Origin of the sequence: Alteromonas oceanisediminis (assembly GCF_018474025.1) — a bacterium.
Taxonomy (GTDB): domain Bacteria; phylum Pseudomonadota; class Gammaproteobacteria; order Enterobacterales; family Alteromonadaceae; genus Alteromonas_E; species Alteromonas_E oceanisediminis.
Window position 1 is genome coordinate 265,803 of the sequence record NZ_JAHCTA010000004.1, and the last position, 21,922, is coordinate 287,724.

Annotated in this window: 20 protein-coding genes; 17 read left to right on the top strand and 3 right to left on the bottom strand. The window is 49.0% G+C overall.

Features of this window, described 5'->3' with window-relative positions:
- Nucleotides 1–3: 3 nt before the first annotated feature.
- Together folP and ftsH are read right to left on the bottom strand one after the other, a co-directional pair.
- Complete coding sequence (folP, locus tag KIU71_RS08860) at nucleotides 4–837, bottom strand: dihydropteroate synthase (RefSeq protein WP_214130894.1); 834 nt, start codon at nucleotides 835–837, stop codon at nucleotides 4–6.
- Nucleotides 838–923: 86 nt separating this feature from the next.
- Nucleotides 924–2,876, bottom strand: a complete 1,953-nt coding sequence (ftsH, locus tag KIU71_RS08865) for an ATP-dependent zinc metalloprotease FtsH (protein WP_214130896.1) — start codon at nucleotides 2,874–2,876, stop codon at nucleotides 924–926.
- A 418-nt stretch (nucleotides 2,877–3,294) separates the two neighbouring features.
- Between ftsH and yhbY the strand changes: the two genes are divergently transcribed.
- The 4 genes from yhbY (at nucleotide 3,295) to KIU71_RS08885 (ending at nucleotide 6,504) form a co-directional block, all read left to right on the top strand.
- Nucleotides 3,295–3,591: a ribosome assembly RNA-binding protein YhbY gene (gene yhbY / locus KIU71_RS08870; RefSeq protein ID WP_214130897.1), complete on the top strand. Its 297-nt coding sequence runs from the start codon at nucleotides 3,295–3,297 to the stop codon at nucleotides 3,589–3,591.
- Between the two features lie 53 nt (nucleotides 3,592–3,644).
- Nucleotides 3,645–4,424 carry an SDR family NAD(P)-dependent oxidoreductase gene (locus KIU71_RS08875; RefSeq protein ID WP_214130898.1) on the top strand — a complete coding sequence of 260 codons (780 nt, stop codon included), beginning with the start codon at nucleotides 3,645–3,647 and terminating at the stop codon, nucleotides 4,422–4,424.
- Nucleotides 4,425–4,436: 12 nt separating this feature from the next.
- Complete coding sequence (locus KIU71_RS08880; RefSeq protein WP_214130900.1) at nucleotides 4,437–4,937, top strand: AAA family ATPase; 501 nt, start codon at nucleotides 4,437–4,439, stop codon at nucleotides 4,935–4,937.
- A gap of 190 nt (nucleotides 4,938–5,127) precedes the next feature.
- Nucleotides 5,128–6,504: an NAD-dependent succinate-semialdehyde dehydrogenase gene (locus KIU71_RS08885; protein WP_214130902.1), complete on the top strand. Its 1,377-nt coding sequence runs from the start codon at nucleotides 5,128–5,130 to the stop codon at nucleotides 6,502–6,504.
- Nucleotides 6,505–6,511: 7 nt separating this feature from the next.
- Here the strand turns inward: KIU71_RS08885 and KIU71_RS08890 are convergent, their stop codons facing one another.
- Nucleotides 6,512–8,890 (bottom strand): Lon protease family protein, encoded by a 2,379-nt coding sequence (locus KIU71_RS08890; RefSeq protein WP_214130903.1) that lies wholly within the window; start codon nucleotides 8,888–8,890, stop codon nucleotides 6,512–6,514.
- Between the two features lie 199 nt (nucleotides 8,891–9,089).
- On the opposite strand from KIU71_RS08890, the gene leuS reads away from it, so the two are divergent.
- The 13 genes from leuS (at nucleotide 9,090) to lipA (ending at nucleotide 21,882) form a co-directional block, all read left to right on the top strand.
- A complete protein-coding gene (gene leuS, locus KIU71_RS08895) occupies nucleotides 9,090–11,699 on the top strand; it encodes a leucine--tRNA ligase (protein WP_214130905.1) in 2,610 nt (869 codons plus the stop codon).
- 2 nt (nucleotides 11,700–11,701) lie between these two features.
- Nucleotides 11,702–12,241, top strand: a complete 540-nt coding sequence (locus KIU71_RS08900; protein ID WP_214130907.1) for an LPS-assembly lipoprotein LptE — start codon at nucleotides 11,702–11,704, stop codon at nucleotides 12,239–12,241.
- 2 nt (nucleotides 12,242–12,243) lie between these two features.
- A complete protein-coding gene (gene holA / locus KIU71_RS08905; RefSeq protein ID WP_214130908.1) occupies nucleotides 12,244–13,269 on the top strand; it encodes a DNA polymerase III subunit delta in 1,026 nt (341 codons plus the stop codon).
- A gap of 13 nt (nucleotides 13,270–13,282) precedes the next feature.
- A complete protein-coding gene (gene nadD, locus KIU71_RS08910; RefSeq protein ID WP_214130909.1) occupies nucleotides 13,283–13,957 on the top strand; it encodes a nicotinate-nucleotide adenylyltransferase in 675 nt (224 codons plus the stop codon).
- A gap of 19 nt (nucleotides 13,958–13,976) precedes the next feature.
- Nucleotides 13,977–14,294, top strand: a complete 318-nt coding sequence (rsfS, locus tag KIU71_RS08915) for a ribosome silencing factor (RefSeq protein WP_214130910.1) — start codon at nucleotides 13,977–13,979, stop codon at nucleotides 14,292–14,294.
- Nucleotides 14,294–14,764, top strand: a complete 471-nt coding sequence (rlmH, locus tag KIU71_RS08920) for a 23S rRNA (pseudouridine(1915)-N(3))-methyltransferase RlmH (protein ID WP_214130911.1) — start codon at nucleotides 14,294–14,296, stop codon at nucleotides 14,762–14,764. Before rsfS ends, rlmH begins: the two co-directional genes overlap by 1 nt.
- 3 nt (nucleotides 14,765–14,767) lie before the next feature.
- Nucleotides 14,768–16,651, top strand: a complete 1,884-nt coding sequence (gene mrdA, locus KIU71_RS08925; RefSeq protein ID WP_214130912.1) for a penicillin-binding protein 2 — start codon at nucleotides 14,768–14,770, stop codon at nucleotides 16,649–16,651.
- Nucleotides 16,648–17,763: a rod shape-determining protein RodA gene (gene rodA / locus KIU71_RS08930; protein ID WP_214130913.1), complete on the top strand. Its 1,116-nt coding sequence runs from the start codon at nucleotides 16,648–16,650 to the stop codon at nucleotides 17,761–17,763. The genes mrdA and rodA overlap by 4 nt, the downstream gene beginning before the upstream one ends.
- Nucleotides 17,760–18,665 carry a septal ring lytic transglycosylase RlpA family protein gene (locus tag KIU71_RS08935; protein ID WP_214130914.1) on the top strand — a complete coding sequence of 302 codons (906 nt, stop codon included), beginning with the start codon at nucleotides 17,760–17,762 and terminating at the stop codon, nucleotides 18,663–18,665. Before rodA ends, KIU71_RS08935 begins: the two co-directional genes overlap by 4 nt.
- Nucleotides 18,666–18,829: 164 nt before the next feature.
- Nucleotides 18,830–19,978 (top strand): serine hydrolase, encoded by a 1,149-nt coding sequence (locus KIU71_RS08940; protein ID WP_214131036.1) that lies wholly within the window; start codon nucleotides 18,830–18,832, stop codon nucleotides 19,976–19,978.
- Nucleotides 19,979–20,000: 22 nt separating this feature from the next.
- A complete protein-coding gene (gene ybeD / locus KIU71_RS08945) occupies nucleotides 20,001–20,264 on the top strand; it encodes a DUF493 family protein YbeD (protein ID WP_214130915.1) in 264 nt (87 codons plus the stop codon).
- Nucleotides 20,265–20,342: 78 nt separating this feature from the next.
- Nucleotides 20,343–20,927, top strand: a complete 585-nt coding sequence (gene lipB, locus KIU71_RS08950; protein WP_250207417.1) for a lipoyl(octanoyl) transferase LipB — start codon at nucleotides 20,343–20,345, stop codon at nucleotides 20,925–20,927.
- The gene (lipA, locus tag KIU71_RS08955; RefSeq protein WP_214130916.1) at nucleotides 20,920–21,882 is read left to right on the top strand and encodes a lipoyl synthase; all 963 of its coding nucleotides are present in this window, start codon (nucleotides 20,920–20,922) and stop codon (nucleotides 21,880–21,882) included. Before lipB ends, lipA begins: the two co-directional genes overlap by 8 nt.
- The last annotated feature ends 40 nt before the right edge of the window (nucleotides 21,883–21,922 follow it).

Here is a 21,922-nt window from a genome sequence, read left to right on the forward strand (position 1 = left end):
TTCTCATTGTTGTAGTTGATATTGTTTGCATGCGTTGACGATTTTAACTGCATCAGCAGTCTGGTCAACATCATGCACACGAATAATGTGTGCCCCCATCTGAGCGGCTAAGGTTGCTGCAGCAATACTGGCCGCTACGCGTTGATCAACGGCTTTGTTCACCACATTTCCCAGCATCGACTTTCTGGAAACACCCACCAATAGCGGCAACCCTAATTGCAGTAATGCCGGTATGGCGTTAAATAACTGATAATTGTGCGCCAGCGTTTTGCCAAAGCCAAAACCGGGGTCCAACACAATTTGGCTTCTCGCTATACCTGCTGCTAAACAAGCATCGATCCTTTCCTGTAAAAACGCCCTTATTTCTGCAACCACATCTGAGTATTGTGGTTGGTGCTGCATATCTCGGGGCTTGCCTTGCATGTGCATGATGCAGACCGGCACGTTGTGCGCGCTGGCTATGCTAAGTGCATGCTCTGCTCTGAGTGCATTGACGTCGTTGATCATTGATGCTCCGGCTTGCAAAGCGGCATCCATTACCACAGGTTTACTGGTATCAATGGATATTGGCACGTCAGAGCGAGTGCGGATCGCTTCAATCACAGGGATAACACGATCCAACTCCTGTTGTTCTGAAACTGCGCTGGCGCCGGGTCTCGTCGATTCGCCACCAACATCAATCAGGCTAGCGCCTTGAGCATGCATGTTGAGGGCAGCTGATACCGCGCGTTCTGTTTGTGCAAATTGCCCCCCATCAGAAAACGAGTCTGGCGTCACATTAAGAATACCCATAATCGCACAACGCGGTAATTGCTGGAGGGAAAATGCAGTGCTCATAAATTCTTTTTATTCCGAAACCGATGTTACAGCAGGGTACAAAAACGCCAGCGTTACGCTGGCGTGTTTAATTCCGACAAGACCGTCTAATTGGCGGCGTCGCCCGGTTTTGCATTAGGTGCATCAGATTCTGACTTATCGTCATCCACTGGCTGCTTCACTTCTGCTCCACCACTGGGTTTATCACCGCCGCCTGACTGACTGGATGCATCCCAGTCGGCTGGTGGACGTACTTCACGACGAGCCATGAGATCATCGATTTGCTTAGCGTCGATAGTTTCATATTTCATCAGCGCATCTTTCATCGAATGAAGAATATCAATATGCTCTTTGAGGATCTTCTCAGCACGCTCATAATTCCGGTCAATCAAAGACTTAATTTCAGCATCAATCGCGCGCGCCGTGTCGTCAGACATATTCTTCGCTTTCGACATACTGCGACCTAGAAATACTTCACCTTCTTCCTCGGCATACAGCATTGGCCCCATCTTAGACGACAAACCCCACTGCGTAACCATTTTACGCGCAATGTCAGTCGCTCTCTCGATATCATTTGACGCACCTGTGGTCACTTTGTCATCGCCATAGATGATTTGCTCAGCGATTCGGCCACCAAATAAGCTCGAAATCATACTTTCAAGATGTTGCTTACTGTGGCTGACCCGATCTTGCTCAGGCAAGTACATGGTCACACCTAACGCCCTACCGCGTGGAATGATTGAGACTTTGTATACTGGGTCATGCTCAGGTACAACACGGCCAACAATGGCATGACCCGCTTCGTGGTACGCCGTCATGGTCTTTTCTTCTTCCGTCATCACCATGGACTTGCGCTCAGAGCCCATCATTATTTTGTCTTTCGCTTTATCAAACTCTTCCATCGCCACTAAGCGCTTGTTTGAACGCGCTGCAAACAAAGCCGCTTCGTTAACGAGGTTCGCCAAATCAGCACCTGAAAAACCGGGAGTACCACGCGCTATCACTGATGGCTCAACGTTGTCCGAAATAGGAACCTTCCGCATGTGAACTTTTAAAATTTGTTCACGACCGCGAATATCAGGTAACCCGACAACCACCTGACGGTCAAATCGACCTGGGCGCAACAATGCAGGGTCTAGCACGTCCGGTCGGTTTGTGGCTGCAATGACAATGATGCCTTCGTGCCCTTCAAAACCGTCCATTTCAACCAACATCTGGTTCAACGTTTGCTCACGCTCGTCATGACCGCCGCCAAGTCCCGCACCGCGTTGGCGACCAACAGCATCGATTTCATCGATGAAAATAATACAGGGGGCAGATTTCTTTGCTTGCTCGAACATGTCACGAACCCGCGATGCACCCACACCAACAAACATTTCCACAAAATCAGAACCTGAAATCGTGAAAAACGGCACTTTTGCTTCACCCGCAATGGCCTTCGCCAGCAGCGTTTTCCCCGTTCCAGGAGGGCCGACCATTAAAACGCCTTTAGGGATTTTACCGCCAAGCTTTTGGAACTTGGACGGGTCGCGCAAAAAGTCGACCAGTTCCGACACGTCTTCTTTGGCTTCATCACACCCTGCCACATCCGCAAACGTGGTTTTGATCTGGTCTTCACCCAACAAACGCGCTTTGCTTTTACCGAACGACATTGCACCTCGGCCGCCGCCACCTTGCATCTGCCGCATAAAGAAAATCCATACACCAATCAGTAGCAGCATGGGGAACCATGAGATAAAAATGTTTGCCAGTAATGAAGGCGACTCTGGTGGTTCGCCGATAACGCGTACGTCTTGTTCAATCAAATCGTCAACAAGTTTATCGTCGAAATAAGGAATATAGGTTACAAAAGTGTCACCCGAGCGACGCGTACCGCGTATTTCGCGAGCATCACTGTTTATCCGCACTTCACGGATATTGCCTTGGTTGACTTCTTTAATGAAAGTTGTGTAATCCGTTTGTGCACGGCTAGACTCGCCCGGCGAGAAGCTCTGAAAAACCGACATCAATACAACGGCGATTACCAACCAAAGAATTAAATTTTTTGCCATGTCGCTCAACGCGTTAACCTCGTTTAATATTGCAGCAGAATACCATGCCCTGTTGCGTTTGACCGATTACGGTAGCGTTAAGTTTCGCATTGCTACCACAATTGATATTTCCTGTTATGTTACGCCCCATCTTCCATAGCGAAACATACTATACTTTACGCCAACCTACCACCCACACTGCGCCGGATACAGCGAGTATCGGGTTAAATAGACGTTACCTCGCAAAGTTCATTACGAAGCAGAGGCTCATTCTGTTCAGAAACACAGAAAGAAACTCTGTGTAATTATCTTTATACACAGAATACCTGCACGCTCACTCTGATTTGAAACAATCTCTAAGATGACATTCGTATTGCAGTGATTATGGCGCTAGAATAACGGTTTTCAAGTGACTTAACGTCATCAAATTGTAAGAAAATTGGTTCAGATGAATTTATCAACAAAGCAAAAGCAGTTCCTCAAGGGACTGGCGCACGACAAAAAACCGGTTGTTCAATTGGGTAACAACGGCCTGACAGAAGGTGTCATGGCAGAGATCGACAACGCACTCAACTTTCATGAACTCATCAAGGTGAAAATTCCCACCGACGATCGAGAGGAGAAGTCATTGATTGCAGATGCCATTGTTCGAGAAACAGGCGCGGTGAAAATTCAAGTTATCGGGCACACGCTTATCCTTTTTAAGCAAAGCGATGAACAAAAAATAACGTTGCCACGGCGCTAGGTTGGCAGAATATCCCGTTATCAAACCCCGACACAAAATAAGAGGGAAGCAGAATGAAAATTGATTCGACAATGACTGCAGTTGTTACCGGTGGCTGTTCCGGCTTAGGGCATGCAACGGCTGTACGTTTACGTGAATCCGGCTTTAACGTCGCCATCTTTGACATGAATGCGGAAGTGGGTGCACAGCGTGTCAGCGAACTTGGCGAAGAGTCAACATTGTTTTGTCAGGTTGATGTGCGTGATGCACAGGCGGTGGAAGCCGCTTTTGCGCAAGTGGAAGAGCGCTTCGGCAATCTTAGAGTGTGTGTAAATTGCGCAGGTATTGCCCCAGCGAAGCGCGTGCTCAGTAGAGAGGGTGACCCTATGCCCTTAGACAGTTTTTCATCGGTCATCGATATCAACCTGGTCGGCACATTCAATGTTGCCCGTGTGGCAGCGTCCTATATGGCAAAACACCCAACGCTCGGTGAAGCGCAGGAGCGGGGTTTAATTGTTAACACCGCATCCGTGGCCGGTTACGAAGGGCAGATTGGCCAAGCGGCCTATGCTGCGAGTAAAGGAGGCATCATTGCGTTGAGCTTGCCGCTAGCGAGAGATTTAGCCAAAGTAGGCGTTCGCGTCAACGCGATTGCCCCCGGGATCATGGGCACGCCTATGTTGCTCGCCATGCCTGACAACGTGCAAGATGCGCTGAAAGCGAATGTTCCGTTTCCTGACCGCCTTGGTCTACCGAGTGAATTCGCTAGTCTGGTTGTGCACATGATAGAAAACGCCTATTTGAACGGAGAAACTATTCGATTAGACGGCGCGTTACGCATGCCGTCTAAGTAGAGGTACAACCTGATGAGCGAGATGCCGCGCAAGATTGTTCTCTTGGGTAACTCGGGTTCAGGGAAGTCGACGCTGGCTAAACGATTGGTCGGCGAAGCGCACCTCGCTCATCTCGATTTAGATACAGTTGCATGGTTACCAACAGAGCCACCTCAGAGACAGTCACTGTCAGTATCAATCGAACGTATTGATCAGTTTATGCAACACAATACCCGTTGGATCATTGAAGGCTGTTACACCGATTTGCTCAGTCATGCCGCCAAAAGCGCCAATGAACTGATTTATCTTGACGTGCCTACTGAGCAGTGTGTCGCTAATGCGCTCGCTCGGCCGTGGGAGTCACATAAATATTCCTCGGCTGAGGAACAAAACCGCAACCTTCCCATGTTACTTGAGTGGATTAGGCAGTACCCCCACCGCACTGACACGTTCTCACAGGCGGCGCACAATGGTTTATTTGAATGTTTTACCGGGAAGAAAACGCGCGTGTCACGCCAGGCTGACTCAGTGTAATTTGCAAACTCTATTGTAAAAAGCACTTGCGCCTGCACAGATCATTCATTCAAACACCTAATCGCTGCGTGCTTTAAAACCATCTATGCAAATGATTTTATTGAATAATTTCACTTTTCGCATACGTGTAAAACGACGGTATTAAACTTGCTGCGTTATCGGCTTCCACAATGTGCAAAAAGGATTGCTAATGACCACAGTTACGACGATAAACCCCTACACTGAACAAAAAATAACGACCTACTCCTTAATGACCAAAGCCGATGCGGAAGAGCGCATAGAACAAGCCCACACCTGTTTTCAGTCTTGGAAACTTACATCCTTCGACGAGCGCGCCACATTGATGCAGGCTCTCGCAGACGAAATTGAAGAGGCAGAAGATGCGCTCGTTAATCTGATGGTTTCTGAGATGGGGAAACTCGCGGCGCAGGCTAAACAGGAAATCGCGTTGTGTGCGGCCATCTGTCGCTATAGCGCAGACAATGCAGCAGATGTGCTTGCCGATGAAGAGCGTGAATTTGAGCAAGGCAAGGCGTTGATCACGCATCAACCCATTGGCGTCATTTTGGGGATACAGCCTTGGAATTTCCCACTTTACCAAGTGATACGATATAGCGCAGCCAATATTATGGCGGGCAATGTCACCGTGTTAAAGCATGCATCAAATGTTTTTGGCATGTCGCAAATGATAGAGACCCTCTACCGCAAAGCGGGATTTCCAGAGCATTGTTATCAATCTTTGCTGTTAGATGGCGAAACGGTCAATGACCTAATTGCGAATCAATATATACGTGGTGTTACGTTTACGGGTAGTGATGAAATTGGCAAAAAAGTCGGTGCAGAGGCCGCTAGGTACGCTAAGAAGTCGGTACTTGAGCTTGGCAGCAATGATGCATTTATGGTGTTAGATGATGCTGACATTGCATTGGCCGTAGAAGCGTGTGTTAAAGGTCGTATGATCAACAATGGCGAAACCTGTGTCTCGGCAAAACGCTTCATCGTGACGCGCAAAAACTACGCAGCATTCAAACAGCAATTTGTTGCGGCGTTAGAAGACATGAAGATGGGCGACCCTACCGCAGAAGATACGGACTTGGGTCCAATGGCGCGTGAAGACTTGCGCGATGAGTTGCACGAACAAGTCACCCAATCAATTCAAAAAGGCGCAGTCAACGTCATCGGTTGTGAGGTACCTGAGCGAACCGGATTCTTCTACCCACCCTCCATTTTGGAAAACGTAAAACCCGGCATGCCAGCTTACGATGACGAATTATTTGGACCCGTGGCCGCGTTGATCGAAGCACAAGATGACGAAGATGCAATGCGCATTGCCAACGACTCCCGTTATGGGTTAGGCGGCGGCATTTTCAGCAAAAATGTCGACAAAGCCATCGAGCTGGCAAAGCTGCATTTTGACACCGGTATGGTCAATATTAATGGTTATGCACTGGCACAACCGAATCTACCTTTCGGTGGGGTAAAAGCCAGCGGTTATGGCCGGGAACATGGTGGACTGGGCATGACAGAGTTTGTTAACACCAAATCGATCATGATCATGCCCTCATAGGGAGCGGCTAGTCTGCGCCACTGACAATATTAGCAATGTTATACAAGCGATTGACCGCATGATAATTGACGCTGCCCTTAGGGTAGCGTCCTTTCGTATTAATCTGGCCGGCATCCATTCCCATTAACAGTGATATAGCTTCATCTACCGTGGCCACCACATACACGTGAAAGCGTTTTTCGCGAATCGCTTTAATCACCGCACTATTGAGCATCAAGTTAATTTGATTCGAAGCCGGTATTACCACGCCTTGCTGACCAGTAAGCCCGCGATGTAAACACAGGTCGAAGAACCCTTCTATTTTCTCATTAACGCCGCCCACCGCCTGAACCTCACCGTATTGGTTGATGCTGCCAGTGATTGCGAGCTCCTGAGTAGCAGGCAGTTCAGTCAAGGCTGAGATTAAGGCGATCAGTTCCCCCAGAGAGGCACTGTCGCCGTCAATATGGCCGTAGCTTTGCTCTAACGCAATATTAGCCGACAGCGTGAGTGGAAAATACTGTGCGTACTTGTTGCCCAAATAGCCGGTTAGCAGCATGACACCCTTACTATGAATGGGTTGCCCTAATTCCACTTCGCGTTCAATATCAACTACCCCAGCGGCTCCCGCGTATACGGTTGAAGTGATCCTCGCAGGCGTGCCGAACATGGTGTCACCCACTTCCAGTACCGTCAGTCCATTGACTTTACCCACCGCTTTGCCTTCTGTTGCGATAAGTACGTGACCTTCTTTTATATCTTCCAATAACGCACTACTGACCCGACCTGTACGCATTTTTTTAGCCGCCAGCGCCTGCTCAATGTGGTTCAGTTGCAACACGCTATGGCCCTGTTGGTGGCCGAAATAGTGCGCTTCGTGGATCAACTCAATCACGTCCGAGAAACGCGCAGAAAGTTTGAGTTGATGTTCAGCCATACGCATCGAATAGCTCACTAAACGCAACATCGCATCTTCTTCAATTCCCGTCATGCCCAACCGCAACACCTGATGACGCACCCTGCCTACGAAGTCCACAAGATTCCGATTCTTCAATGCAATTTCATGATCGAAATCGACCAACACACGGAACAATTCTGCAAACTCATCATCGTAATCTTGCAGCATGTAATACAAATCACGCGAGCCCAGCAATATCACTTTCACATTCAGGTCAATGGCCTGTGGCGATAATGTGATCGAGTTCACCATGCCTACATCCTGCTGCGGTAAATCCATTTTCAGCGAAGAAAACTTCAGCGCCAGTTTGAGCGACTCCCAAACATAAGGCTGCTCGACAAGTTTGTCGGCATCAAGCAACAAATACCCCCCATTCGCGCGATGCAATGCACCGCTTCGGATCATTTGATAGGTGGTATAAGCAACACCTTGAGCGCTGCTATATTCTATTTTCCCGAACAAATGCTGATGGGTTGGGTTGGGCTCGTAAACCACTGGCACGCCATCAGTCAAGCCATGACTTACCAACGTGTTAGGCAGAAACTGTTCTTCAAACATCGCGCGTAAATCAGCGTCGTCTGGTTTGTCTTCCTTGCCTTCAAAAGCCAAAATATCAAGTACAGTGTCGATTAACGGAGAGCGCATACTGCGCAAATATTTTAGAATGCCTAAATTCGCAGCGTATTTATGCTCAAGGCTTTTCAACAAGGGCTTAATGCCCTGCTCAGCCGTGGCTCGCGTAAGTTCACGTACACGTTCTGAGTGCTGTCGCTTCCAAATAGGTAACTCGATGAGTGCTTCACTGAGTTGTGTTTCCAAGTCGTCGATGAGGGCGTAAAACTGCTGCCGAGTCGGTTCATCAACATGGGCAAAGGCTTGATCCGTGACAGGAGTTCCATTGATGATCGGCGAAAAGGTAATGCTGCCATCGTCTTCGATCATGGCCACACCTTTAGCTTGTGCCTGAGACTCTATGGCATCGATGGCGTGATCGTATTTTAATTCAAACTGCCGGCCAATAGCGGCCTTCTTGCGTTGATAGCCAGGATTTTCAAACGCTGCTGGGAACGTATCCTGTACCTGATCGATAAGATCATCAATATCCGCGTAAAATTGCTTGCTGTCGCCGGGCGGAAGGCGCAACGCAATCGGTTCTCGCTCTTCGCTAAAGTTATTTAAGTACAGCCAATCATCGGGTGTTGGTTTGTCCACAACGGCCTTTGCGACATGGTCGTGAACCAGTGTGTATCGCCCGGTGGCCTGCTCCCCCATAACGTATAGGTTGTATCCTGTGGCCTGTATTCCAAGACCGAAGCTAAGCGCCTCGCGCGCGCGGTCTTGTCCGATAAACGTAGCCTGTAGCGCGGCATCATCTTCAAGTGCAGCTCGGATGACTTTACGGTCTGGCAGCGCACACAGCTGCTCGGGGGAAAGTATGTAATCAGTCAAGCAGTCTATCTTCTCTTTTTATTCGACCGTGTTTTCCCTGTAGTGTACACCGGTGACAAAGCGGTGTGTCAAATAGTGCGAGTTTTTTAAGTGATTCCACCCACATAGGCTGTTGCATGCTGTGCGGTTAAGGTATCCTTATCGGTTAACAGTTTTGGGAATTGATCCCTCACCATTAACTATCGGAATATTCAGCTGCATGTCAGATAAGCCTTACGATCACAAAAGTGTCGAACAACACATTCAACGTCATTGGGAAACCACCAACGCTTTTAAAGTTGACGTCGATGAAGACAAAGAAAAATTTTACTGTTTGTCTATGTTTCCCTATCCGAGCGGCAAGTTGCATATGGGTCACGTGCGGAATTACACCATCGGTGATGTGATCAGTCGCTATCAGCGCATGCAGGGCAAAAATGTGATGCAACCGATGGGGTGGGATGCGTTTGGTTTGCCGGCTGAAAACGCGGCCATCAATCATAAAACCGCGCCCGCTAAATGGACTTATTCAAATATTGACTACATGAAGACTCAGCTTAAATCCTTAGGCTTTGGCTATGACTGGGATCGTGAAGTCACCACCTGCAAGCCAGATTATTATCGATGGGAGCAGTGGTTCTTTACTCGCCTGTTCGAAAAAGGTCTTGTGTATAAGAAACTCAGTACGGTGAATTGGGATCCTGTCGACCAGACAGTGCTTGCCAACGAGCAGGTTATCGATGGCAAAGGCTGGCGCAGTGGTGCCGTAGTTGAGCAAAAAGAAATTCCACAGTGGTTTATCAAAATTACCGATTATGCCGAAGATTTGCTCAATGACTTAGACAAGCTTGACCAATGGCCTGAACAGGTCGTTGCGATGCAACGCAACTGGATCGGCAAGTCAATCGGCGCAGATGTGCGTTTCAAACTGCCTCAGCCAGTCGCAGGGCTTGAGCATATCGAAGTGTATACCACACGCCCCGACACACTCTACGGCGTCACGTACCTTGCCGTCGCAGCGCAGCATCCATTGGCACAATATGCGGCGCAAGGGGATCCCAAAGTAGCGGCGTTTGTGGAAGAGAACAAACACACCAAAATGGCTGAAGCCGACTTGGCAACGATGGAGAAGCGCGGTATCCCAACCGGGCTCTCGGTAACTCACCCATTAACGGGCGAAGTGTTACCGGTTTGGATTGCTAATTTTGTTTTAATGGAATATGGCTCAGGTGCGGTTATGTCTGTGCCGGGGCACGATCAGCGAGACTGGGAGTTCGCCACTAAGTACGCATTGCCAATCAAGCAGGTTGTCAAACCACTAAGCGGCGATGACGCCGCTGATGTGTCGCAAGCGGCGCTGACGGAAAAAGGCATCTTGATTAATTCTGGCGAATTCGACGGCCTTGATTTTGAGCAGGCTTATACAGCCTTGTGTGACGCGTTAGAAGCAAAAGGCGCAGGCACGCGCACAGTCAATTACCGCTTACGCGATTGGGGTGTGTCTCGTCAGCGATATTGGGGTGCGCCCATTCCTATGCTCAACCTTGATAACGGTGATGCCGTGCCAGTGCCGGCAACTGATTTGCCGGTTACGCTGCCCGAAGACGTGGTGATGGACGGCGTAACCAGCCCCATCAAAGCGGATAAGGCATGGGCTGAAACGGTTTTCGAGGGTCAACCTGCCCAACGCGAAACAGATACATTTGATACATTCATGGAGTCGTCCTGGTACTATGCGCGCTACGCGTCTGCTCCAAGTGACGCCATGCTTGATCCTCGCCAAAGCAACTACTGGTTGCCGGTCGACCAGTATGTTGGTGGTATCGAACATGCAATTTTGCACCTTCTCTACTCGCGCTTTTTCCACAAGTTACTGCGTGATGAAGGTTTGGTGAATAGTGATGAACCCTATAAGCGTCTTTTATGCCAGGGCATGGTTCTGGCTGAATCGTATTATCGCGAAGACGATAGTGGGAAAATTACGTGGTACTCCCCTGCCGATGTGACTTTGACGCGTGATGATAAAGGCAAAGTGATCAGTGCCACCCTAAACCATGACGGCCAACCCGTGGTACCGGGTGGCATGACAAAAATGTCCAAGTCCAAGAATAACGGCATCGATCCGCAACATGTGATTGATTTATACGGCGCAGACACGGTGCGCTTGTTCACCATGTTCGCTGCTCCCCCCGAACAAACACTTGAGTGGATTGATTCAGGCGTTGAAGGCGCGCACCGTTTTGTCAAACGTTTGCATCGGTTGGTGATGGAACATATCGATAGTGCTGCACAGCCACCCGCCCTTGACAGCTCACTGTTAACCTCGCTGACGAAAGCGCAAAAAGACTTACGCCGAGAAGTGCATAAAACGATTGATAAAGTCAGCGACGATATTGGTCGACGCCAAACGTTTAACACCGCCATTGCAGCCATTATGGAGCTTTTGAATCGATTGCAAAAAGCGCCCAGTGAAACCACTACCGATGCCGCATTGATGCGTGAGGCCGTCGAAGCTATGGTGAAATTGTTAAACCCAGTAACGCCTCATATCTGCCAATATCTGTGGCAACAACTCGGCCATACCGGTTCCATTGAAGCTGCCGGTTGGCCCGTTGCTGATGCCACGGCTATGCAGGAAGACGAAAAGCTCATTATTGTACAAGTCAACGGGAAGTTACGTGCCAAAATAACGATTGCCGCTGATGCTACAGAGGATGATGTGAAATCGACAGCACAGGCGCACGACAACGTACAGGCGTTTATTGACGGCAAAACCATTTGGAAAGTCATTTATGTGCCAGGCAAGCTCGTCAACATTGTGGCCAATTAGTTATGAATAAGTGCAATGTTTTCCAACTCCGCTACTGGCTCATCATCGCCTGTTGTTGCGTGACGGTAAGCTGCGGGTTCGCTTTACGTGGATCGCAGCAGTTGCCACCACATATTCAACAAGTTGAGGTGCGCAGCCTGTCTAGCCACGATCTGCAAGCGCGAGCAATCGCGCAACGGCTAGGTATTTACCAATTGGATTATACGCGTGCTGCGAAACCGTCAGAGCTGAGCCAAACAGTCATTCTCGAACTGCAACCAGAAAACCTTGACCGGCGCTTACTGTCGGTATTTCGAACCGGACAAGTAGCGGAATATGAGCTAATTTACCGTATCGACTACCGCGTGACCTTTCCGGGTTACGCTCCGATTGAATCTACCGTTGAGGTACTCAGAGAATACCAGGATGATCCTGATCAGGTACTGGCGAAATCCCGCGAACTTGATTTGATTTTAAGTGAGATGCGCGCGGACGCCGCCGATAGAATCATTCGCCTGATGTCGAGCCAAATCAACACACTCGATCTACAGCCTGTTCCGTAGTCATGCAAGTTTACCCGAATAAATTCGCGGAACAGATTGGCCGACAGTTGCCGAAAGTCGTTTTGATCTTCGGCGACGAGCCTCAACAGAAATTGGAATGTATCGACACACTGCGCCTTGCGGCAAAGCAACAAGGCTTTGATGAGCGGCAAAGCCTTGTCGCAGATAGTGAATTTGAATGGCACACCTTGCTGGAGGCAGCACAGAGTTTATCGTTGTTTTCTGCGCAACAATTTATTGAACTTGAGCTTCCGACTGCCAAGCCCGGCGCGGCAGGCTCGAAAGCATTGATTGAGGTGGCTCAATCCGATATGACCGATATGCTGCTTATGGTACATGGCCCTAAGGCTGGCAAAGATGTGCAGTCGACAAAGTGGTTTAAGACGCTGGCCAGCCGTGGGCACTTTACCTTATGTTATCCGCTCGAAGGAAATCGCCTACACCAATGGGTACAGCAATGCCTTCGCCAGCATAACCTCAGCGCTGATCCAGAGGCGGTTGCACTACTGGCAGACAGCTGTGAAGGGAATATGCTGGCAGCACGCCAAGAGATTGAAAAGTTAGCCTTACTGTTTAACGAAACCCATTTGAGCCGGGAAAACATCGAGTCTGCGATTGTCGATCAATCACGGTTTACTGTATTTCATCTGGTCGACGTGCTGTTACAGGGCGACAGTCAGCGTGCAGTAAAGATGCTGTATCGTCTGGAAAGTGAGGGCGTAGAGCCCAATATTATCATATGGGCGCTTGTCCGGGAGTGGCAAACGCTTTGGGCACTAACAGAACATCAGCGGATGAACCCTGCACAGCCCTTGCCTTGGCAAAAGCTGCGTATTTGGGGTAATCGGCAGGCGTTTTATCAATCTGCTCTTCAGCGCCTGACGGCGCATGACTTAGTCCAAATTCAAGCTAAATTGACCGAAGCAGATCGACGTTTTAAGCAAAGTCAGGTGAGCAAACCGTACGTGACTTTATGCCATCTGTGTTTACTGTTTGTTGCCGCTCCGCTGCATGATATGGCGATTTAAGGGATAGCACAGGGTGAACACACAATCGGTTATCGCTTTGTTCGGCGGCACGTTCAATCCTCCTCATCAAGGTCACCTTACCCCGTTGCTCTCATTGATTGACGAGCTAACGCTAGAGTGTGTTCGGGCGTTGCCGGCTAAGCAGCCTCCACACAAGGCCGGGGCAACGCTTGTCTCTGAAACGCACCGTTTAGAGATGCTAAAACGTTTGTATCAACCCTACCCGTCTTTACGTGTCGACGACACGGAATTACATTTACCAACGCCGTCCTTTAGCGTGCAGACACTACGCTACTTTAGGCAACTGTACCCGTTTGCCAGTGTGCTGTTTATTATGGGGGAAGACTCTTTGAAAAGCCTTCCGCAGTGGCACGAATGGCGGGAGATTAGCTCACTTGCCCACGTCGTCGTTCTACGCCGGCAAGACACCTCAGTAGCTTATGACCCAAATAGTGAGCTAGGCAGATGGCTGGAACAGGTTAAAACGACACAAAAAAGCCAGCTTTTCGCACAAACCGCGGGTAAGGTGTTTTTTGCAGAAACACCACTACTGGATGTATCATCTACACAAATCCGACACGAGCTTGCGTGCGCCGCGACTTCAATTGACTGCGTTGAACGCATCAAACAGTGGCTGCCTAAGCGTGTGCTCGACTATATTCAACAACACAATTTATACCAACAGTGATAACTCGCTAGGAGAACCTTTGGACCATCAAACTTTGAAGCAATTTGTTATAGAAAAAATAGATGATATGAAAGGCCGTGACCTCATCGATTTGGATGTTGCCGGCAAATCAACCATTACCGACACACTGCTTATCTGCTCTGGCAATTCAAAACGTCATGTGGTGTCTATTGCTGAAAACGTGTCGTTAGAATGTAAAGCGGCCGGCAACCCACCATTGAGCATGGAAGGGAAAGAGACCGGTGAATGGGTACTGGTCGACTTAGGTGATATCGTCGTGCATGTTATGCAGGACGAGACACGAGATTTTTATCAGCTAGAAAAGCTCTGGGCTTAATGCGAATACACATTGTCGCGGTGGGGAACAAGATGCCTAATTGGGTGTCTGAAGGAAGTCATGAGTATTTGCGTCGTTTCCCGGCAGACTGCAGCGTTTCCATCACAGAAATTACGCCCGGTAAACGAGGGAAAAACGCGGACATACCCAGAGTATTGCAGAAAGAAGGTGAACTCATGTTAGCGGCAGTGCCAAAAAACAATCGCATTGTCAGTTTAGAGGTTACCGGTAGACCGTGGACAACCCCTCAGCTTGCCGAGCAATTAGCGAAATGGCAAATGGACGGTCGAGATGTTTCTTTGCTGGTCGGAGGCCCCGAAGGATTGGCGCCATCCTGCGTTGCAGCAGCCGAGCAGCGTTGGTCGTTGTCGCCATTAACGCTGCCGCACCCTATGGTACGAGTATTACTGGCTGAAAGTCTCTACCGTGCATGGAGTGTCAATCAAAATCATCCTTATCATCGAGAATAAGTTGTGCCGATAAAGCGCCAGACCATCCGAGACCATACCGCTGAAGCGAATCTTTTTGCACGCCGCACCATTATTGCCCTATTGGTGATTGGCGTGACTCTGGGTGTGATCGTGAGCAACCTATATTCGTTGCAAATAACGCAGCATGAAGATTATCAGACTCGATCAAACGGTAATCGAATTAAGGTGCTACCCGTCGCGCCTAACCGGGGTCTCGTATTGGATAGAAACGGGGTTATTCTGGCAGAAAACATTCCCGTTTTTTCACTCGATATTATTCCTGAAGAAGTCGACGATCTAGACGCTACTCTGACCGAATTAACACACATTTTGTCGCTCAGCGAAGACGATATCAGTGATTTCCGACAAGCGCTGAAAGGCCAACGGCGCTTCAAACCTGTGTCGATTAAAACACGTTTAAACCAGCAGCAAGTGGCACAATTTGCCGTACACCAGCATCACTTTCCCGGTGTATCGGTCAATGCGCGCTTGGCGCGCTATTACCCCTACGGTTCAGCACTCACTCATGCATTGGGCTATGTTGCTCGGATCAATAAACGTGATCTGCAAAAACTGCAAGAGTCCGGTCAGGACGCAAACTACGCTGCTACACATGATATTGGTAAACAAGGCATTGAACGCTTTTATGAAACGCGCTTGCATGGCAGTGTGGGTTACCAACAGGTTGAGGTGAATAATCAGGGGCGCATTTTACGCACGCTTGATTTTCAACCCCCCACACCAGGTGATGATATCGTGTTGAATATCGATATCGAACTCCAGCTGTATATTCAGTCGCTGCTGGAAGGCCAACGGGCGGCTGTTATTGTCACCGAACCTAAAACGGGGGCGGTACTCGCGTTATACTCCAACCCAAGTTATGACCCTAATCTGTTTGTACATGGCATTAGCAGCAAAGACTATCGTGGGCTTCTGAGCTCGGGTGGTCGCCCCTTAATCAACCGTGCAACGCAAGGACAATATGCGCCCGCTTCAACCGTAAAACCCTTGCTGGCAGTCGTTGGCTTGGAGCAAGGTTTGATTACGCCGGAAACGACCATGACCGATCGAGGGCGCTACTCTATTCCGAACGTATCACATACCTGGCGAGACTGGAAAAAATGGGGGCATGGTAAGGTTGATGTGGTTAAGTCCATCGAAGTTTCCTGCAATATTTTCTTTTACGATCTGGCGTACAAACTGGGTATAGATACCATTAACGCCTCAATGTCTGAATTCGGTTTTGGTGATTACACGGGGATTGACCTGGCAGAAGAATCCGATGGGATCATGCCCTCTCGCGGGTGGAAAAGAGCCAATACCAATGAGCCATGGTATATCGGTGACACTATTCCAGTCGGTATTGGGCAAGGCTTTTGGACGGCAACGCCACTGCAGGTCAACCACGCCATCAATATACTCATCAATCACGGTCAAAAAGTCCTCCCTCAAATATTACGGGGGGTTAAACACAATGATGAGATAAGTTTGGAAGGCCTGAAAACAGCACGTCCAATCGCCGTGAACGATGACAAAAACTGGGATTTGGCGTTGCGTGGGATGCGCGGCGTTGTGAATAATCAAGAACACGGCACAGCGCGGCTTGCGTTTAAAGGTACACCCTATAGTTCTGCAGGAAAATCAGGTACTGCGCAACGGTTTACGGTTGCTCAGGATGAAGAGTACGACGCTGAAACAGTGTCAGCGCATCTACGCGACAACGCTATTTACGTGGGCTTCGCGCCTTATGAATCGCCAGAAATTTCATTCACTATAGTGTTAGAAAATGCCGGCGGCGGTAGCTCAAACGCAGCGCCTATCGCGCGCCAGATTATGGATTTCTACTTTCGTGATCGAACACCTGATATCGCACAGGTAGAACCATGAATCGTACCGTAATTAATCCGCACTACACCAGTTTGCTTCAGCGTATTCACGTCGACGGCGTTTTATTGTTGGGGCTGATATGTTTGATGGCAGTCGGTCTCGTCACTATTTATTCCGCCGGCGGTCAGGATATGGCACTGATTCAGCGTCAGGTCGTTCGCTTAGGGCTTGCACTCGTGGTGATGCTTGTGCTGGCTCAAATACCGCCCATGGCCTACCGAGGTATGGCCATTTATTTCTATATTATCGGCCTGTTAATGCTGGTCGCAGTTTTGGCAGTGGGCGTAGTCGGTAAAGGGGCTCAGCGCTGGTTGGATTTAGGGTTTATGCGTTTTCAGCCATCTGAAATCATGAAGCTTGCGGTGCCCATGATGGTTGCCTGGTACATCAGCAAATTTACGCTCCCGCCGCGAAGTCTGCATATTGGTCTGGGATTTCTTATGGTGGCTATCCCCACCATTTTGATTGCGCGTCAACCTGACTTGGGAACATCACTGCTGATTGCCAGCTCAGGTATTTTTGCGTTATTCCTCGCCGGTATGAGCTGGCGGCTGATTGGTTTTGTTAGTATTCTTGGCGGCGCATTTGCGCCGGTAATGTGGTTCTTTTTGATGAAAGATTACCAGAAGCAGCGCGTGCTCACGTTCTTGAACCCCGAAAGCGACCCGCTGGGATCGGGCTATCACATCATCCAATCTAAAATCGCCATCGGCTCGGGTGGTGCTGACGGAAAAGGTTGGTTGCAGGGCACGCAATCACAATTGGAATTTTTGCCTGAACGGCACACAGACTTTATCTTTGCGGTGTTCAGTGAAGAGTTTGGATTGTATGGCATCCTCGGTCTGTTGGGTATTTATGCGTTTATCATTCTGCGAGGCATGTGGATTGCAGTGCGTGCGCAAGATGCGTTTAGCAAGCTACTTGCTGGGTCCATCACACTCACTTTCTTCGTCTACGTGTTTGTTAATATGGGCATGGTGTCTGGGCTTCTGCCCGTGGTTGGCGTTCCGTTGCCATTAGTCAGTTATGGAGGCACGTCAATGGTGACACTGTTGGCAGGATTTGGCATGCTTATGTCCATTAGCACCCAGAAACGTTTAATGTCCCGATGAAGCTGATACCCTCTCTGTTCAAATTTGGCTTGTTTAACCCAGTTCAATGCCGTTTTGCGGTGATCATTATGACTATGCTGCTGGTATCGGCATGCCAATCCAGCGGACGATATTCTCAACGGCATGATTCTGCGCCCCGCTACGTTCCACACAGTATTGCAACCCAAGATGCTATACCGCATTACGAACCTTATCGCGCTTGGAACAGTCGCCCCTATACAGTATTGGGCAAACACTACACCCCGTTAACAACCGGTAAAGGCTTCCAGCAAAGTGGCATCGCAAGCTGGTATGGGCAAAAGTTTCATGGGCATTTAACCTCCAATGGCGAAACGTATGATATGTACGCTATGACGGCTGCACACACCACATTGCCGTTGCCGTCATTTGTGCGCGTTACCAACCAGATTAACGGTAAACAGGTTATCGTGCGCGTCAATGACCGTGGGCCATTTCACGACAACCGTGTGATTGACTTATCCTATGCTGCGGCCAAGAAACTTGACTACCTCAAAACAGGCACAGCGCCGGTCTTGCTGGAGGTTATTCACATAGACGAACAAAATCGCGTGACCGTGGGTAACAACCCAACCATTTCCTATGCCGAGTATGCTGGCTTGGCTATCCCCGAGCCTGTTGCCCCTCCCACGACTGCAAATGCTGAGGAATCGACGAGAGAAGAAATATTCATTCAAGTCGCAGCGCTGTCAGATAAACAGCGAGTACAGCAATTGTCTAGCGATTTGTTTGAGCTATATCAAGTACCAACGGGGGCAGATGAGCGTGATAACGTCTATCGACTGCGCTTAGGTCCTATAGCCAATGAGCACTTAGCGGAACTGCTGTTAAGAGAGCTTCAATCGAATGGTTACCCGTCGGCATTTACGGTTACGGCGCCGTAGTAAGGGCCCTTAACCAAACTTTTCACGGTTAATGCGGTCCAAATGGCGACGCGGTCTAGTGCTTGTAGGCACTCATGCGTTAGAATACTCAATATTACGGTTGTGAGCTGACTGTCATTCCATCCGATAACTATCAATAATACGGTACATTCATGTTGTTAAAAATGCGCTTGCTTATATTCACTTTATTCACACTCACATCGTTTACCGTTGCAAGTGCAGTGGTTATACCACCTGCACCAGAGGTAGACGCCGAAGGTTTTCTGTTAATTGACCCTTCGACCAATACTGTCATTGCCGACAAGAATGCAGATATGCAACTTGCGCCCGCCAGTTTAACCAAAATCATGACGGTCTACGTGATTGGTAAGGAACTCAATGCTGGCAATATTAAATTGACCGACAAGGTCAAGATTTCTGAAAATGCATGGGCGAAGAATTTTCCAGACTCGTCTAAAATGTTTATCGAGGTGGGTACTGAAGTCAGTGTCTCCGATTTACTGCGCGGGATTATTGTTCAGTCTGGCAACGACGCGTGCGTAGCGATGGCGGAACATATCGCAGGCAGCGAGGATGCGTTCGCCAGTATGATGAATGCACATGCACAGTCCCTTGGAATGCAGTCATCAAACTTCGTGAATAGCCATGGTCTGCACGATGCTAATCATTTCACGTCACCGCGTGACATGGCGATTTTGTCGGCTGCGGTCATTCGCGAAGTGCCGCAGATGTATGCTATCTATAGTGAAAAAGAATTCACCTATAACAACATTAAGCAGTACAACCGCAACAGTTTGTTGTGGGACAAAAGTCTGAATGTTGACGGCATCAAAACGGGTCACACCTCGGACGCGGGTTACAGCCTTATTACCTCTGCCACACAAGGCGACATGCGGCTTATTTCAGTGGTCATGGGCACCGACAGTGAACGGTCGCGCAAAGAAGAAAACAAGAAGTTACTTCGTTATGGCTTCCGTTTTTATGAGACAGTGACGCCTTATGAAGCGGGTGCCAGTTTTGTATCTCACCGCATATTCATGGGTGATCGTGAAACGGTGGACTTGGGAATCAACCAGTCTACCCCCATTACTATTCCGCGTGGGCAGGCGAAGAATTTAGAAGCCAATTTCGTGCTCGATAAGCAGCTTCAAGCCCCACTGGCGAAAGGCGAAGTGGTTGGCACGCTATTTTTGCAGCTTGACGGTGAAGATATTGCCGAGTATCCGCTGGTTGCACTGCAGGAAGTGCAGGAAGGTGGCATGATCGACCGCGCAATCGACTACATTAAATTACAACTTGGCTTTGATAGCTAAGCCCAAGACTCAGGATTTTGCCGTGGATACACGTTTCGATGAATTACTCGATTTTCCCTGCCATCAAACTTTTAAAGTGATGGGTGTGGCAGATGAATCGCTTCCCAGCGTGGTGGTTGATTGTTTGCAAAAACACGCACCAGACGACTACGCACCAACGATTAAGCCAAGTAGTAAAGGTAATTATCACGCATTATCAATCAGTGTGCGCGTGACCAGTAAAGAACACATGGAAACCATTTACACGGAGCTGGCAAAACTCGATCTTGTTCGCGTGGTACTCTAACGCGTGACAGAGTCCATACAAAGCGGTGTGATTGTGCGTCAATTGGGCAGGCAGGCTTACGAACCCATATGGCAGCGTATGCAGGAGTTTACCGACAAGCGCACCGCTAACACGCAGGATGAAATTTGGTTAGTCGAGCACAACCCTGTTTTTACTCAGGGGCAAGCGGGTAAAGCAGAGCATATTCTGATGCCGGGTAGCATACCGATAGTCGAAGTTGACCGCGGCGGTCAGGTGACCTACCACGGCCCCGGGCAGCAAATGATGTATACTTTAATTGACATTAAGCGGGCCAAACTGGGTGTTCGACACTTGGTTAATGCGTTAGAGAACTGCATTGTTAATCTGCTCGGCGACTATCAGATAAGCGCCCACGCCAAGCCTGATGCGCCTGGCGTCTATGTTGATGAGAAGAAAGTGTGCTCTGTAGGGCTCAGAATTCGCAAGGGCTGTTCCTTTCACGGTTTAGCGTTAAACGTCAATATGGATCTCTCCCCTTTCCTGCGTATTAACCCATGTGGCTATCAAGGATTGGAAATGATAGATTGTGCGCAATTAGCCGGCCCCGCGTCGCTGGTTGAATGTCAACCAGGTTTAATTGATCATTTTTGCACATTGGTCGGTATTAACAGCAAACAAATGAAAGAAGGTTTCGATGACTAACGCGCGACCACAAGCCGGAGTAAAGCTCCGCGATGATGAAAAAGTAAAGCATATTCCGGTAACCATCATACCGACCGAAAAAGAGCAAATGCTGCGCAAGCCAGACTGGATCAAAATCAAACTGCCGCGCACCACAGACCGTATCGACCACATCAAACAGACGCTGCGTAAAAACAAGTTGCACTCGGTGTGCGAAGAAGCGAGCTGCCCTAATTTGGCGGAATGCTTTAATCACGGCACAGCGACCTTCATGATTTTAGGTGATATCTGCACAAGACGTTGTCCGTTTTGTGATGTAGCGCACGGAAAACCCCTTCCCCCAGCGGCTGAAGAACCACTTAAGTTAGCCACAACTATCAAAGAGATGGCGCTTAAATACGTGGTGATCACCTCGGTCGATAGAGACGATTTACGCGATGGTGGAGCTCAGCATTTTGTCGACTGTATTAACGCTATCCGTGAGCATAGCCCCTCAACAACGATTGAGGTGCTGGTGCCAGATTTTCGCGGGCGGATGGATAAAGCGCTGGAAATATTCAAAAATGGCGTGCCCGATGTGTTCAACCATAATTTAGAAACCATTCCACGCCTTTATCGAGAGTGCCGCCCTGGCGCTAACTATCAATGGTCGTTAGATTTGCTTAAAAAGTTCAAAGCACAGCACCCAGACATACCAACCAAATCCGGTTTGATGATGGGTATGGGCGAAGAAAATGAGGAAATCCAAACCGTACTGGACGACTTACGTGCTCATCAGGTTGACATGCTGACGTTGGGCCAATATTTGCAGCCCAGTAAGCATCACTACCCAGTAAAACGTTACGTGCCGCCGGCAGAATTTGATGAACTCGGCGATTACGCCAAGAAAATTGGTTTCAGCCACGCCGCGTGCGGTCCAATGGTTCGCTCAAGCTACCACGCTGACAAGCAAGCTGCAGGCGAGGAAGTTAAATAACCTGAACTCAAAAAAATAGCAGTTAGGCCTGAGGCACTCA